This window comes from Rhodococcus sp. IEGM 1408 (assembly GCF_033142235.1).
Classification (GTDB): domain Bacteria; phylum Actinomycetota; class Actinomycetes; order Mycobacteriales; family Mycobacteriaceae; genus Dietzia.
Genome location: NZ_JAWLRW010000012.1, coordinates 48,420 through 65,175, shown reverse-complemented (window position 1 = coordinate 65,175; position 16,756 = coordinate 48,420). Strand labels below are relative to the sequence as shown.

Annotated in this window: 6 protein-coding genes; 4 read left to right on the top strand and 2 right to left on the bottom strand. The window is 60.7% G+C overall.

Annotated features, from left to right (window positions below):
- Positions 1-6 precede the first annotated feature (6 nt).
- Entirely contained in the window at positions 7-2,208 is a 2,202-nt protein-coding gene (gene brxL / locus R4P08_RS16335) for a BREX system Lon protease-like protein BrxL (RefSeq protein WP_317814962.1), read from the top strand.
- Positions 2,209-2,552: 344 nt separating this feature from the next.
- Here the strand turns inward: brxL and R4P08_RS16330 are convergent, their stop codons facing one another.
- Entirely contained in the window at positions 2,553-5,624 is a 3,072-nt protein-coding gene (locus tag R4P08_RS16330; protein ID WP_317814961.1) for a hypothetical protein, read from the bottom strand.
- A 793-nt stretch (positions 5,625-6,417) separates the two neighbouring features.
- Between R4P08_RS16330 and R4P08_RS16325 the strand changes: the two genes are divergently transcribed.
- The gene (locus R4P08_RS16325; protein ID WP_317814984.1) at positions 6,418-7,458 is read left to right on the top strand and encodes an acetyl-CoA carboxylase biotin carboxylase subunit family protein; all 1,041 of its coding nucleotides are present in this window, start codon (positions 6,418-6,420) and stop codon (positions 7,456-7,458) included.
- A gap of 74 nt (positions 7,459-7,532) precedes the next feature.
- Complete coding sequence (locus R4P08_RS16320; RefSeq protein WP_411741228.1) at positions 7,533-9,527, top strand: hypothetical protein; 1,995 nt, start codon at positions 7,533-7,535, stop codon at positions 9,525-9,527.
- 393 nt (positions 9,528-9,920) lie between these two features.
- On the opposite strand, the gene R4P08_RS16315 is transcribed toward R4P08_RS16320, so the two are convergent.
- The gene (locus R4P08_RS16315) at positions 9,921-13,343 is read right to left on the bottom strand and encodes a helicase-related protein (RefSeq protein ID WP_317814959.1); all 3,423 of its coding nucleotides are present in this window, start codon (positions 13,341-13,343) and stop codon (positions 9,921-9,923) included.
- A 90-nt stretch (positions 13,344-13,433) separates the two neighbouring features.
- On the opposite strand from R4P08_RS16315, the gene R4P08_RS16310 reads away from it, so the two are divergent.
- Positions 13,434-16,721 (top strand): DEAD/DEAH box helicase, encoded by a 3,288-nt coding sequence (locus tag R4P08_RS16310; RefSeq protein WP_317814958.1) that lies wholly within the window; start codon positions 13,434-13,436, stop codon positions 16,719-16,721.
- Positions 16,722-16,756: the final 35 nt, after the last annotated feature.

Genomic DNA, 16,756 nt, shown 5'->3' with positions numbered 1-16,756 from the left:
AGAATCATGACAAACCTCGAAGACGCTCTCGGCGAGATCGACGTCCTCGCTGCTGCTGAGGCCACCGGTGCCGCCCCAACGAAGTCCGCGCTCGACAATAAGATCAACGAGCACTTCGCCGGCGCTGTCGTCCGTAAGGACCTGGTCAATGCGGTCCGCGGTAACGCCGTCGTGCCGTCGTACGTGCTGGAGTACCTGCTTGGTCAGTACGCCGCGTCCGACGACGAGGCGACGATCCAGGCCGGGATCGAAAGCGTGCGTCAGATCCTGGCGACCCACTACGTCAACCGCAATGAACACATGCTCGTGAAGTCGGAGATCCGGCGCAAGGGCCGCCACCGCGTGATCGACAAGGTCACCGTCACGCTCAACGAGAAGAACGACGTCCACGAGGCGCAATTCGAGAACCTCCAAGTCAAAGGCGTCATTATCGACGACGTCACAGTCAAGCAGAACCCGAAGCTCCTCGTCGGGGGCGTCTGGTGCATCTGCGACATCGAGTACTTCCACACCGACGACCAGCGCGTCGTGCCGTGGATCCTCGACAGTCTCAAGCCAATCCAGGTCGCCAGCGTCGATATTGACCACTACCATGAAGCGCGTGAGGCGTTCACGGCGGAGGAATGGATCGACCTGCTCATGCAGTCGATCGGCCTCAACCCCGAGCAGTTCAACGAGCGCGGCAAACTCATCGCCCTGACCCGCCTTATCCCCTTCGTCGAGCGCAACTACAACGTCGTCGAACTCGGGCCGAAGGGCACCGGCAAGTCACACACATTCAGCGAGTTCTCCCCGAACGGCATCCTCATCTCCGGCGGCGAGGTCACCGTCGCGAAGCTGTTCGTAAACAATGCCAGTGGACGTATCGGGCTGGTGGGCTACTGGGACTGCGTCGCGTTTGACGAGTTCGCCGCCAATCGGCGCACCGACCAGAATCTCGTCAATGTGATGAAAAATTATCTCGCGAACAAGTCGTTTTCGCGCGGGACCAGCATTTATGGAGCCGAGGCCTCGATGGCCTTCATCGGCAACACGACGCACACCGTGCCCTACATGCTCAAGAACTCCGACCTGTTCGACGAGCTGCCCGACGCCTACCGCGACCCCGCCTGGCTCGATCGCATCCACCACTACATCCCCGGCTGGGAGGTCGCCCCAATCCGGTCGGAAATGTTCTCCACCGGCTACGGGTTCGTCGTCGACTACCTCGCCGAGATTTTACGCGGGAAGCGGTCTGAGGACTTTTCAGACAAGTACGAGGAGTACTTCACACTCGACAACTCGATCTCGACGCGCGACCAAGACGGTATCCGCAAGACATTCTCTGGGTTGATGAAGCTCGTGCATCCGACGGGCCAGGCCACGGAGGAAGAGGTCCGTGCGCTGCTGGAGTTCGCGATCGAGGGCCGAAAGCGCATCAAGGACTCGATCCTGCGAATCGACGCCACCATGCGCGACACCCCCGTCCACTTCCGGTACGCCGATAAGGCAAACGTATGGTACGACGTCACGACTCTCGAAGAGAGCCAGTATCCGCAGCTGTATCGGCGGGAATGGGACGCTTTGTCCCACGGCGACGGCGGATCAGGAGAGGGCGTAGCTACGGCAGCGCGGCCGACACCGGCCCCCGCGCCGTCCACCATTTCCTCGGCGTCTGTGGCGGATGTACCCGCGGCGCCCGCGCCCTCGCCGTTGGCCGACGGACACCGGGACTTCACGGCCGGCCATAAGGGAGTCTCCTATGAGACGCTCCTTCTGCCTTACCTCCGCGGCGCGTCCAGAATTACGATCACGGACCCTTACATCCGCATGCCCCATCAGGGACGCAATCTCGCGGACCTGCTCAGTCTTCTCGCCGCAGCCAAGAATGACGCCGACGAGATCGACGTCGTGCTCATCACCAAGGAAGAGCCAAAGGCCGAGTTCAAACAAGGACAGCTGCTGATGCTCAAGTCAATAAAGGACGCGTCCGACGCGGTTGGCGTCCGCCTTGCAGTTCGGCTCGACGACACGATCCACGACCGCCGCATCGAGACCAACCACGGCTGGCGCATCGACCTGGGGAAGGGTCTCGACATCTGGCAGAAACCGAGCGACAACCCGTTCGACTTCGGCCGCAACCGCCAGGAGTTCCGCCTCATCGGATCCGCGTTCACCGTTCACTATGTGAAGATCCCTGTCATACCTGGACCGGAGGCAGCAGAGTGATCTGGACCGACGCCGGCACCGGTTAGCGTTTGCGCGCAACCAATAGAGCTCCTGCACGCAGTTCATCTCGCTCATCGGGTAAACTTGCTCGTGTCGGTTCGCAATGTCGAAGTCACCTTCTCTGGGTGACGCGGAGCATCTCTACAAGTGAGATCCTCGTGGTGTCGAGCATTGCTGGTAGATAGCGCGAGTCGGTACTCTAGGGCCGGCGATCGGGAGTGCTATCTCGGCACATTGTGGACACACTCACCTCTTCATCTGCAGCCGATCTCAAACCTCGACCAACTCGCTGCCGGACCGAGAGTGTTGCCTCCGACTGTATGTCACTCTACGGTAACTGCGGCTCACCTACCGCCTGAGGTTGGTGTCCGACGACGAGCCTTAGAGATTTGGAAACCGTCAGGTACCGGCTTAAATGCGCCATTCAGAACAACGTGCGCAGACTGGTGCTCCCGGAGGGCCCAGTAATCAATCTCTCCAACGACGACGAAGTTGTGTTCGCCACCCCGCAATCTTACTACGTCACGTTCCCATTCTTTGGACCGCGGCGCGCGAATACGAGAGTCGCCATACTTCCTGTGGTTAGCTTGGGCAATGTATGCGTGCACATCAAGCGCTGCAGACTCTACGAGCGCTTCGAATGTGCGTAAGTCCTGGTTCCATTCAGGCACGAAAAGCGCATCCACATCGCCCCGCAGTGCAGACCGATAGCTTATATTTGTAAGCTCACTACATATTAGCAATCCGAACCTAAAGTCTCCGTGAGCAATTATCGGCGGAGCGTCCCACTTTATACGGGGCGCTACTCGTAGATTGGCCAATTCTCGTAGGTGACGTTCTTCGCCAGGCGCCGGCCGCTGCTTATCTTGTCGGTACACAAATGTTGCTGGGTACCCTTGGCCATCTATTTTAAGTGCGGCCCATACCTGATTTGTTATCTCCAAAGTAGAAGTGGGCTGATATTCGATCCCCGAGATGAAATTGATCCCATGTTCTTGCAGCTTCAGAGCCATGGGGATGAACCAAGTGGACGGGACTGCTAGTTCCGGAAGTAGAGCATAGTGAGGCCGAGGAGTCCGGCCCGTGAGCTCGGTGAACAGTGATGTCAGGTTCTCAAACCGCTGGCGGCCCAGGTCTGGGTGCCCCACGGCCGCCCTTTTGGCAACCTCCGCGTCAGTGTCAACCATTGCAAGCGCAACTCGACGCTTGCCACCCTCTATGTTGGCCGGAACATTAAGAACGCCGGGCTCGGGCGGTCCCGCGTTGCCTCCGCCGGGTAGCGAGCCCGACGGTTTGAAACCTCGCTGGGCGACTAGTATCGCCTCAACCACCTCGGGCGGCACTATCCCATATTTAGACGTGTTATCGCGTAGGGTCAAATATAGTTCGAGCATATTGAAGGGGCGAGTCGCGAACGTCAAGCCCCACGGTATCGCCTTTTGTATCCATAAGCTACGTGGGTCGGTGGGAGCGGGTGCCACCATCCCGGGTAAAGCTGCGAACGCGTCTAGGCCGCGTTCGACTGCGGGCGGTAATGGTAGTGCGCTGGGAATTATTTCCTCGCTTAGGTCGTCTGGTATCCCTCTTTGTGAGACGAGGTTGGGGCTGAGAAACCGGAACCGATAGGGAACGTGGGCTAGATCGCTGATAAACAATTGCTTGTGCCAATCGGTCAGCGATCGACCACCGAAAAGGTCTCGGAGTGCTGTCGGGCTAATCAGTTCCAATATCGTGGTGATCCGGAGAAGGTCGTTGCTTGTGATATTGCCTGCGATCCCGCTTGCGACATTTTCATAAATCTCGCGGACAATCTGTTCGGCCCACACGTCAGCAATCGTCGCTTTGCTAACCGGTAGGACCGAATGTGCCGCTACCGACAGTGTGCATCTATCGACGACAGCTGAAAAAACCCTCTCAACTGAGTTGATCAGCTCAATGAGCGAGTCAAAGTCGCTGCAGGCGGAGATCAGCTTAATCAGGCGCGGCAGGTACTGGGCTAGATCAAAAAATGTTGGTAGGGTTAGAACTTGCTTGGCAACCGCGTCCACGAATGCTTCGCGATGCGCGGCCCAAGAATCGAGCGAGACATTGCGTTCGTACGACTCAAAGTCTCTCAGTCTGATAGCGAACCCGGCACGCCTCGCTGACACGCTATCGGTATCCCGAAGTGACTGGGCGGGCTCTCCATCGGCCCCTGTCGCTCGAGCAATGGCGACTGACACTCGGCCCGGATCATCAGGTATTGAAGATAAGGATCGCCACTCGCTGGCTTGTGCATTGATGGCAAACTTTATCGACCCAAGCATCGACTGGCCTGTCGCTCCGCGCAGATGGAAAATTTTGTTTTTCTGGTTTTCGAATATGATCTGCGAGTCGGAAAGGTAGTGCGGAGTGAACTGAATCGTTCGCCGATTTGCGGAACTATTTGATTCCGACGGAATTGTCGTTAGAAGGCCTTTGCTCCGCGATATGAGCCAGTTGCCTATGGTCCGTCGGTTGCTAAGTCCTTCAGAATCCTCCATTACAAGGAGGATATCGTCTACATAACGAGCGTAGTATAGAGGCTTATATTGGTCGCGCACGACACGATCTAGTTCTACTAAAGCGAGATTCGCAACAACGGCAGCTGCTGGGAGGCCTACGGGTATGCCGACGTGCGGATTAGAGAACTGGGCTGACACCGCGCGCGCCCAGGCGAGTAGCGCGTGAACAAAAAGTCGGTGTAGTTTAGCCTCTTCTTTCGTTAATTTAATCCCCAAGACACCGCCGAGATAGTCTTCGCGCAGAAGGAAGCTTGGGTTCAGCGTATGGAAGAATGACGTGGCGTCGGCGGTGATTGCGATCACCGGCTTATTCTCCGATAATGCAGATGTCATCGAATTGATGCCGCCGTCTCGCCACTTCTTATATGGCTGCAGATACGGCTTAAAGCTCCCAGAGGCAAAACTATTAAACCCACCGTCTGATGTTCTCCTGAGGCGGCTTCCCATCGCTGCATCGCCCAGCTTTTCGTCTAGACGGTGGCCGACGTTGCGGATCCATAAGGTGGACAGAACGTGAAGGTCGATGCTGCACTTGGACATGAGCCGGAACTGGGCAACTGGGCGCTCCACTGCGTGGCTTGAAACGTTGGCGTTCCATGCTTCCCAGGGATCTGACCAGATCGTTGATTCGTCGCTCTTGACTGCAGTAGAATTCAGCGATTTCGGCGTTAGCGTGAACGAGCCGACAAATTCGCTGTCCGTTACCCAGGTTTCGTCATCCGAGTTAATGAAGTTTCGGAGTTCGGAGAGGTTCTGTTCTAGTCGCCCTTCGTAGATCGCCAAATCGAATAGTCGCGGATTGGACGAGAAGTAGAGGTCTACCTTGGCATTCCGGTAGGCCTGAACTAAATTTTCTAGTGAAGCAAGCTGCATCGTTGTACCTTGGGCTCGCCGGGTCGGTGGAGATAGCGCCCCCGGGGTGGTGGGATTCAGATCGGCGTCTAGCCCCGGAAGATCAGGTGATCTCCGAATTTCCGGGTGCTGATGCACCGGAGTACTTTCTGGGCCGGGGAAACCTAGACTGTTCTAAGGTTCCTATTCCTCAAGCAGAAAGCACTCGGTAAGCGAAGCGTACTTCGTGGTCGTCCAGTTTGTCCGTTACCGCTGATGGTGTCGGCGTGATTGCTCACGCTGGCACCCTCGCCCCTCGCCTTCTGGCCGGGCTTCCGCAGATGAGAAGCACGCGAGGGCCGAGAAAAACGCCGATTGACCTGGAACCTAGGGGATCAAGACGTGAAGAGTCGTGTTACTACACGTCCATTCGGTCGCGCGATGCCCCGAGCGGTGGCTGCCAAGACCAGCGGCGTTCAAACGCGTGACTTCACTCGTGCGTCCGGCTTCTCAAGCGACAGCCCACGCACTCTTGGGTAGGTTTGTGTCACACCCCCCATCCCAGCCGAGCAGTCACCCAAGCGTGCAGACCCCTACCGTAGAACTGACCACCACCGACGCGAGTCCGCAGACCACCCTCGACCCCAATGCGAAACGCCGCGACCCCGACAAGGGATACGTGGCGCTGCCGGGCTGGGCGCCGGCGGCGGTCGACGCGGTGGACCGGTTCGACCGGCGCTACGTGGTGGTGGCGCCGGAGTGGGCGGCGGAGTACTGCCAGCTGCACAACATCCCGTTTGTCCCGTGGAACTTCGAGCGGCTCAACGACAGGTCCATGGAGATCGCCGAGACGCTCAAGGACATGGGCGTGGACGTGGCCATCCCGCTGTTCGAGGAGACCGTCGAGTGGGCGGGCGCGATCAACTCCATGCTCATGGACAACCCCACGCTGTACGGCCAGTCGCTCCTGCTGCGGGACAAGGCGCTGATGAAGCGCCGCGCGCAGCTCGGCGGGATCCGGGTGGGGATCTTCGAGGAGGCCCACGAGCGCGACGACGTCATCCGCTTCCTCAAGCGGGTCAACCAGACACTGCTCAAGCTCGACGGCGACCCCAACGACCCCATCCACCTTAAGGCCTTCGACAAGGCCGGCTGCCTGGGCCACCGGGTCATCCGCACGCCGGACGAGGTCGACACCATCCCGGACGAGGAGTTCCCGGTGCTCATGGAGTCCCACCTGGACGGCTGGGAGTTCGCCGTCGAGGCCTGGATCCACAACGGGAAGATCGTCTTCCTCAACATCTCTGAGTACGTGACGCTCGGCTACTCGGTGTTCGTGCCGGCCTCGCCGGAGCTCGAGAAGTACCGCCCGGAGATCACCCGGCAGATCGAGAAGCTCATCAAGACCTTCGACATCAAGTTCGGCTTCGTGCACCCCGAGTACTTTGTCACCAGCGACGGCGAGATGTACTTCGGCGAGGTGGCCTACCGCCCGCCGGGGTTCAAGGTCTTCGAGCTGCTCGAGCGCGCGTATGGCTTCAACGCCTACCAGGGCCTGGTGCTGGCGTTCGACCCCAAGACCACCGAGGAGGAGATCACCGCCTTCTTCCCGCGTGAAGTCGTCGACGCCACCGGTCACGCCGGCTGCTTTGGCGTCTACCCGCGGCGCCGGGTGGTCTCCACGCTCGCGATGCCGGAGGAGACCGAGGACCACGCGTACTTCGAGTCCCACGAGCTCACCGCGCCGCTGGAGGAGACCGTCACCAAGCGCACCGCGTTCGGCACCCACTGGGGACTGCTCTACTTCTTCGGCGACGACGCCTACGAGATGCGCTCCGTGCTCAGCCGCCAGGAGGAACTCGACTTCTACGTGTGACGGGTCCTGGTACCCGTCGACGCGTACACGACCGTCGGGGGCGAGCGACGCCGCCGCGAGACCTGGGGAGTGACTTGAGCGTGGGAAACGACGAGGCCGGCACGACGCGGCTGCTGGACAAGCGGGTGGCCTCGCTCGTCGAGGCCACCCGGGCGCTCGCCGCGGCGGGGGACCTGGAAACGACGACGACGAGGCGACGCGTCTTTGACGGCCTGCGGTTGGTGCTGCTGCAGGAGGGCGGCGCCCGGGCCGTGCAGTCGATGGCGCAGGACCTCGAATCCGCGGGGCTGTTCGCGGGCAGCGACTGGGGCTCACCGAGCTCCCTGGTCCCGGCCCTGAGCACCGGCTCTCTGCGCAGTCCCGACGCCGACACGGCCGTCATGGAGATCGTCAGCAATCTCCGGCTGGTCGCCGTCGCGCAGGGGGAGTACGCGCATGCAGATGTCTCGCCGGAGCAGGCTCGTCAGCACCTCAAGGAGGTTCTGGCCACCAACGCCGCGCTGTTGTTCACCTCCGCCACCGAGGCCGAGCGTGTGCAGCAGGGGCGGATGGCCGCGGTGACCCGCACGGCGCTCACGCACATCGCGGGGGAAATCGGCTTCGACAGCGTGCTGGACCAGCTGGTCGAGGAGATCTGGCGGATCCTGCGCCAGCGCCCGATCCAGGTCGACCACATCAAGCAGACCATCACGCAGATCGCCGTGGCGCGCCACGACCCGGACGTGGACATGAGCAGCGGCGGCCTCGGTGTGGACCGCCTGATCAGCAGCATCTACGGCACCACCGAGGCCAGCCGGGAGGACCCCGGTGTGGACGTCTACCGCTCGCGGCTGGAGTCCATGGACGAGGGGACCCTGCAGTACGAGGCGGCCGGGTTCGCGCGCTCGATGCACGACACCGGGCTCGTCTCGGCCTACCACCCAGTGCTGGTGCGCTTCCTCCGCGAGAAGGGCAGCTTCCTGCTCAGCGAGGCGCTGGGCCTGTCGAGCACCGGGCGCGAGAGCCTGCTGTGCTTCCACGGCCTGGTCGACGCGCTGATCAACGCCGCCGTGCACCCCGAGACTGCCCAGTGCGTCTACGGCCTGGCCCTGCTGCTCGAGCGCGGGATCCTCTTCCAGCCGCCGGTTGCGCCGGCACTGTGGCGGCTGCTGGCGCTGCCGCTGGATAGCGAGGGGAGCGAGCGCCTGGCCCTGGCCTTCGGCGCGGCCCATCCTGGCCGAGTCTGGCTGCTCGCCGGAACCCTGTCGATGCTCGGTCAGCCCCTGGGCGTGGGGCAGGGCGACAACCCCACCTGCCAGTCCGCCCGGGCGCTGTCGATGTGGGCGTACAACGATCCCGACTACCTGCTGCAGACCATCGCGTGGGCGGCGCGCGACAACGAGATCGTCATGCACTTCGAGGGCCGGCCGATCTCCTCCCGCGACCTCGACGCGGGCCTGGCCCCGACCCTGCCCGTGGACCTCGACCCGGTGTCCCTGCTCGTGGTGCCGCACCTGGACCGGATCTACGCGGAGATGGGCCGGCAGTGCGGCGACCGCGAGGGCGATCCCCACCGCTGGGTCAACCCGGAGTTCCACGGCTGGTGGGCCGCCCGGGGTTTCCGCATCAACGTGGACGTGGCCACCGGCAGGCTGACCGGGCTCGACGACTTCCTGCGGCACTTCTACGGCAGCTACCACCCGTTCCACAACGGCAACCAGCCGCTGATCCATCCGCAGCCCGCCGGCGTGGCCGTGACTGACAGCTCCGCCCGCTTTGTGGGCTGGCACGCCATCACGATCCTGCGGGTCGCGCTGGATCCGGTCGACACCATGCGCGTGTACTTCTTCAACCCCAACAACGACAGCGGGCAGGACTGGGGAGACGGCGTGGTGGTGAGCACCGCGGGCAGCGGCGAGCGCTTCGGCGAATCCTCGCTGTCGTTCGAGCAGTTCGCCTCGCGGTTGTACATCTTCCACTTCGACGCGCTCGAGCCCGGCGAGACCGGGTCTGTCACGGCGGCGGAGATCGGCCGCGTCACCGAGCTGATCCACCGCACCTGGGGCGCGGACCGGCTGCCGGAGCTCTGAGGGTTCGCTAGCGTGCGAGTGCGGGTGCTTCCGGATGCAGATCCCGCCGTGGCCCCGCTGGCGTGCAATCGGGCAGCGCGACCCGGCTGTGATGTGCTGGCGGTCTGGCCTGCGCTGCGGGAAGGGCCGTCCAATCCGGGCGCGTAGACCCCGGAAACCTGTGTAAGGAGAAAGCGCAGACCGAGGCGCCAGAGCTCGAGAGCAGGTGTGTGATGTCCCAAGACATCAGAGGGGTGAGAGCGATTACGCTCCCGGTGGCCAACGACCGCCCGGAGATCGCGCCGAGCACGCCGGACTGGAAGTACCGACTCCGGGTATCCGCTATGCAGCGGGTAGCCAACGCCGAAGACGCGCAATGTCGGCCATGCAAGTCGCTCTTCTAGATTCTGACTCCTAAAACGGTGTGCGCCCTCGATCCCACATGGAAGCGGCGTCGAATTGATGGAACACGGTGTCGAAGTCGGGCATTTCGACATTCGTGAACGGGTTGTCGATGTAGCGGACTTCGTGGGTCCCGTTCCGTCCTGTGCTTTCAGCCACTAGGGCCAGCCTGTACCGTGGCTGTGCGTTTTTGCCGCTAAGTACCTGATTATGAGTCGCAGAAAGGTCTGTCGTCCCCGCGGCCAGCGGTTCGACCAGGAGCCGAAAGGTTTCGCCGGTGGACGGGTTGGTCGACAGTATGTCGTAGGCGGGATTTCTGAGCGCGCGATGGAGAGGCTGTCGGCCGATAGCGAGCTCCGCGGCCATGACACGGTCGATCGCCCGCTGCTTGGACGAGTCTGACGCACGCGGCGCACAGGGCAGGAGTTTGTTCGTCGGCAGCGCCCCGGCGACCAGGGTCGAAGGCAGTACTAATGCAGCCGATACGACCAACGGGGGTTTGGTGTCCATGCGGGACTGGCGGTCAATTAGCTCAAGTCGCTTATCTAGCCGGGTCTGGAGAGCCGCAGCCTTGTTCGTCAAGCTGGCGGCTGACTCCTGGGGCTTCTCTCCGGCTCGCTCCTTCTGCTCTGCGATCCGAACTTCTTTCAATAGCCGCTCGCGTTCGAACTTCAGACGTGAGGTGACGAGACCCCGTTGCTTCTCCAGATCTGCGGTCCGCTTGGGCTGCACTTCGCTCAAGTACTCCGGCAAGCGGTGGGTGATGATCCAGCTCACGGCTCTTGACTCCGCATCGTCTAGCCACGGCAGCCTTTTCGCTTCATGGATGGTGGAATGATCCGGTGCTGCTACACAGTCGAGGTAGGGGGCTGGCCCTGCGTCGATCACGCTTCCGTCTTCACATGCGTAGGCGTAGCTGAAGCGGCGAGAGATCGATTGCCCAGTGCCGTCAACGACTTCCTCCACGACTCCGACAAGGAATCGCGGCTCGTTGATCTCGGTGGATACCAGCACGGTGCCCCGATTGAGAATCCCCGCAAGGGCGGTCACCGTGTGCTCCATGACGGAGTCATGCAGTGGGTGCCCGGGGGCGAGTAAATCTGCACGCATCTGGCCTTCGGGTTGCACTGCGTCGAGGTCGAACGTCAACCTCTCGTATCGCGACGCGACAGGCCCGACGGTCGTATTCCGAAACACTGCTGGAACGTTGGCGAGTTCGTATCGTCCCTTCTCCCGACGCGTCAACCGTCCCCCGTAGCGGCCGAGGGCGACCTTGAATGCCAGCTCGATGTAGTACGGCTGGAGCCTGCGCGCGCGTGCTTCGTCCATTGCAGTCTGGAGGTCCGTGAGGTCATTTTCCGACAGGGCGTCCGACGCCAACGCGCTTTCGTCGATGAGCTCGCGCAGGCCCTCCGCCACCCCGTGATCGATTACCTCCTGCATCTTGGCCTTGACCTGAGGGCTGTCGCCGTAGCGAATCGCCTCGACCAGAAGATCCCGGAGCGTGGTGTCGGGGAACGCCGCGCCCAGGACGTCGAAGACCTTCCCCCCGTAGGCTCGGCGCTGCTCGTCGATCTTGGTCAGTAGTGCGTTGAAAACTTCACCTTCACGCGTGTTGGACGCAACCAGGTTCCACAGGCGACAAACGTGGGTCTGCCCGATTCGGTGGATTCGGCCGAAGCGCTGCTCGATACGATTGGGATTCCATGGGAGGTCATAGTTGACCATCAGGTGGGCAGCCTGGAGGTTGATGCCTTCGCCGGCAGCGTCTGTTGCGAGCATGATCTGGCACGCCGGGTTCTTCGTAAACTCCTCTGTAGTGGCCCGGCGTTCGGTTCGGCGGACCCCCCCATGGATCGCAACTACCGCTTCGGGCCCCGGAATCAGTTTCTTGATCCGGGCAGACAGGTAGTTCAGCGTGTCCCGGTGCTCAGTGAAGATGATGAGCTTGCGCGGATTACCGAAAGCATCGAGAGGAATGACATTCGCCTCGAGGATCTGCTGCAGCTCAGACCACTTCCGATCCAGACCGCTTTCGAGGAGTCGCTGAGCGACCTTAGCGAGAGACTTCAGCTCGAGGATCTCCGCATCGAGCTCAGCAATGGATTCAGCTGCGGTCGCGGCATCGAGCACACTTTCTTCGAACTCCTCGACCTCGCTGGCGAGGTAGGAATCGGAATCGATCTCTTTAATGTCGAGCGAGGAGCTGGCCTGACGGTATGTCCCGTCTGCGATGGACTTCTTGGTCTTCGTCAGGCGATCGGCGCGTCTGAGCAGACTTCGCAGAATGGCCTCAGGACTGGAGGCGAGCCGGCGTTGGAGCACGGTGAGGGCAAAACCAACGGTGTTTCGTCGCTTGCCGTCCAGCAGACTCGCTGCACGATTCATGCCGTGACGAACATAGTCAGTGACCTGGTCATATAGCTCGATCTCGAGATCGATCAGTTCGTAGGGGATCGTCTCGGCCACACGTTCTGGAAACAGCCTCCGACCCTCGAACGTGAGGAGGTCCTCCTTGACCATCCGGCGCATCACGTCGCTGGTGTCGACAGACTTTTCGTTCCTTCCGGTAAACCGATCCTTGTCCAATAGGCTGAGGAAGAGCTGGAAGTCACCTTCCTTGCCGGAGTGCGGTGTAGCAGTCATGAGGAGGAAGTGCCGGGAGATCTCGCCCAGCAGTTCACCCAATTGGAATCTTTTAGTCTTCTCAAGCTTGTTGCCAAAGTAGTGAGCACCCATCCGGTGTGCCTCATCAACGATGGTCAGATCCCATTGGGACTCTTGGAGCAAACGCTGAATCGAATCGTTCCGTGCCAGTTGATCCATCCGAGCGATCAGCAGAGGGTTCTTCTGGAACACGTTGATGTTGCTGCCTGCTTCGATCATCTCGGTGGTGAGGATGTCGAAGCTGAGGCCGAATTTGAAAAAGAGCTCATCCTGCCACTGTTCGACGAGACCGCCGGGCGCCACGATCAGGCACCGCTGTACGTCCTCACGCAGAATCAGCTCCTTGATGTAAAGCCCCGCCATGATGGTCTTCCCCGCGCCAGGATCGTCTGCCAAGAGGAATCGCAGTGGCGTGCGCGGCAGGAGCTCGCCGTAGACCGCGCGAATCTGGTGAGGCAGTGGCTGCACGTTGCTGGTCGCCACGGCGAGCATGGGATCGTACGAACCTGCCAGCTTGATGCGCTGAGCTTCGGCAGCCAGTTTGAACTCCGACGCCGAAGCGTCAAAGGGTCTACTTCCAGAGTTGGAGACTGAGAGATCCGTTTCCTTGCGGCGAAGCACGACCCTTTGGTCGAGATCGCCTGAAGAGGTCTTGTACGTCACCTCGACCGCGTCGGGACCGTGCGGCTGGGCGAATATCACCTGGACAACCTCGTGGGGGACCAGCCCCGCGAGTCTGATGCCTGAGACCAGTTCTTCCAGTTTCACACTTACTCCCTTGCAGCAGTCGACGTGCGTTTCAACCCGAGTTCCCCACCAGTTAAGCTTGTTTTTAAACACACGTCCAAGGAGTGCCCGTTGAATCGTGATGAACGCAGACGGCTCGGTGCAGTCATCGACGAGCTCCGGGCCATGGTCGACCTGGCTGACTCGGTTCGTCATCGCGCCCTGCACCTGCCACTCTCCGCAGGTCACGACCCGACGTCTGAATTGCCCTTTCTCGATGTCGTCGCCAAGGTCGCCTTGTCCGGAGACTTGGAGACCGCCTCTCCACTGACACGAGCCGCTTTTTTCTCAGGCAGAAAAAAGCTTGAACCGGCTCGCGCGGCGGGTGAGCGACTGATCGAGTTTTACGAACGAGTCGGACAGGTGGGAGCCGACGCGGCGCTGAAGGACTGCAGCCAGCAGCTCACGAAACGGTGGGACGCCGAAGGCAAACAACTCCGGGCGATGCTCAATCGGCTCTCGGAGTTGCAGACCGCCGCTCACGCCACGAAGTCAGATGTGGCCCACATGCCGATCACGCGATCGGGAGTCCTCTCGGGCGAGCAATCGGACGCCTGTGAGCGGCTTCTCAATTTAACAGGGCCGGAAATGCGGGATGCCTATCGCCTACTCGAGCCCGAGACGTGTGAAAGCAACGTATGTCATCTAGCGCACGAGGCCGTGAGTAAGCTCATAAAGGCTGACCGCACGATCAAGACATCGAAGATCGACGCGACTGTTCGGGCTGCACGGGAGCGCGCAGAGAAGCTCAATCGCAGCGAGAAAAAGACCGTCGAGAAGCTCGCCGACCAGGCAAGCCGTTGGGGAGCCAGAGCAGAAGAGGCGCTCGAGTCACGAGACCGGGCAATAAAGGCGATAACCAGACGGGTGAAAGAAATTCAGGCCAGCGGGGTGGAAGTCCGGTTATCGAGCGGGTCGTTTGACCTTCTTCCGCTTACTGAAGCTGACACCACTTTGCTGGCCGACCTTCGACTTGTCACCGACCAGCGACTCTCTGCGTATGATCGGAAAGCCCTCGCCACTATCCGTACCAGTGCTGATGCTGCTCGTAAAAATTTGGCAATCGTCCTCGGTTCTGGAGGCGGTTGCCCCCGCAACGGTTCGTGTGTCTCTGCTCACATGGAGACCCCGGCGATACTCGAAGCAGCCAGCACGATTGAGGCGGACCTCAGAAAGCTAGAGCCTTCACAGCCGAAGGGGAAGGCGAAACTCGATGACATCACAGATTCGTCTCTATACTTGCACCGCTATCTTTCTCGAGACGCCGACGAGATCGAACTTTTTGACGCTGCTCTTACGTCACGGTCGAAGTCTGGACTGAAGGCGATTATCAACGCCGGGGGCGCCCTTCGTAACTCGGTATCCGACGTGAAGAAGGCCGCTGAGAAGGTGCACGCGGCCGATGTAGTGCGTTCACTGAAGGCGATGGATCTGGAGCCCTTGAAGAAGGCCGCCCAGGGTTCTATCCGCGTGTCCCCTTTGTCAGACGCTGGTCTGACCTCTGTGTACGACGTCTTCCATTTCGGCGATGCCTCTCGCTTGGTCCGACTTGATGGGGTGGGCGAGGCCTCTGCCGTTGCCATCGAGCAAGCAGCTCGTAGGTTGTTCGAGGCGGTCCGCGAGGAGACTCCCGTACGGATCGACGTCAAGCGCAGAGACCAGCAAACAGAGATGATGCTCCGCGCTCTGCGGCGCTGGCATGATCTGCGCAAGTTCACGCCGAACGAGGACGAACTCAGGGTTGCCGAGTCACTATCGAAGCTCTACGCATCGAATTCCAATGCCACCCGAGTGCTCTGTAGTCCGTCCGGTGCGGTCTCGGCCAAGGGCAACGTGGTGGCCACCCTCAGGGCCGCTCTGGAACGAGGCGGCGGAGGCGAATCATCGGTCGACATCTGGAAAGACTTCCTGTCCCGGCCCGCGGATTACTTCGGGATGCTTACCGAGCTCGGGTACATGACCGAGGACGAGAAGAACATGCATGGGGATCTCCCCGCGGAGATCATCGAGGCGGTCCGCGCTATCGACCTCAAGCGCACACATCTCACGGCTTCTCTGCGTACTTACCAGAGTTTCGGGGCTCGGTTCGTTCTGGCGCAGAAGCGCGTCGTCATCGGGGATGAGATGGGTCTAGGGAAGACTCTTGAGGCACTCGCCGTTTTCGCCCATCTCCGAGCGAGCGGTCACACGCACTTCCTCGTGGTGTGTCCGGCCGCAGTCGTGAGCAACTGGGTGAGGGAGACGTCCAAGCACACAACTCTCCAGGTATCGCGCGTTCATGGCCCGGAGGCCGAACGAAAGCAAGCTGTGCGCTCTTGGATCCATAAGGGCGGGGTCGCGGTGACCACCTTCGACCTCCTGACCTGGGCAACGAAGCAATTACGCAACGTGAAGATCACAGCTGCAGTGTTCGACGAGGCGCATTACATCAAGAACCCCGAGGCTAAGAGATCTATAGCTTCGGCAGCCGTCATGAAATCCGTGCCTTATGTGGTGCTAATGACGGGGACACCATTGGAAAACAAGGTGCTCGAATTCCGGAATCTTATTGGGTATATCCGCCCCGATCTCGCAGAGTCGGCTCCGGAGTATCTCGCTTCGCGTTTCAGGAAGCACGTCGCTCCTGCCTATCTGCGTAGGAACCAAGAAGATGTGCTCACAGAACTACCCGAAATGGTCGAGATCGACGAATGGATGGGTATGACCGACGCGGATATGGTTCGCTATCGGGCGGCGGTCGAAGACGGCAACTTCATGCAGATGCGCCGCGCGGCAATGCTGTCTAATAACTCTATGAAATTCGGTCGTCTCGGCGAGATCGTGCAAGAAGCCGAAGAGAACGGGCGGCGTGTCATCGTCTTCTCGTACTTCCGTGATGTACTCGAGGAAATAGCTAAGGGGCTCCCCGGCCGAGTGTTCGGCCCGTTGACGGGTTCTGTGCCGGCTCAGGAGCGGCAGGCACTGGTGGACCGATTCTCGGCATCCTCCCAAGGTGCCGTCCTAGTCGCCCAGATCACCGCAGGAGGAGTGGGACTCAATATTCAGTCGGCCTCTGTAGTGGTGATCTGCGAGCCTCAGATTAAACCCACGATGGAATCGCAGGCGATAGCGCGCGCGCATCGGATGGGACAAACCGAGGTCGTCCAAGTGCACCGACTACTGACCGAGAACAGCGTTGATGAACGAATTCGGGCCCTGCTGAAGGATAAAAAACAGATCTTCGAGGATTTCGCCCGCGACAGCGTGATTGCCAACCGGGCGACTGACGCGGTCGATATGACGGACGCGGAACTGGCACGAATCGTTGTGGCCGGCGAACGAGAGCGTCTGCTGGGACAGGGAGCCGGAGCAAACGTTTAAAGCGCTGGCCGACGCCGTGCACGCGGCGGGCTCCA

Bases quoted from the DNA above. Each gene is read 5' to 3' on its own strand.
- brxL (WP_317814962.1), top strand. From the start codon at position 7: ATGACAAACCTCGAAGACGCTCTCGGCGAGATCGACGTCCTCGCTGCT.
- R4P08_RS16325 (WP_317814984.1), top strand. From the start codon at position 6,418: ATGGAGATCGCCGAGACGCTCAAGGACATGGGCGTGGACGTGGCCATC.
- R4P08_RS16330 (WP_317814961.1), bottom strand. From the start codon at position 5,624: ATGCAGCTTGCTTCACTAGAAAATTTAGTTCAGGCCTACCGGAATGCC.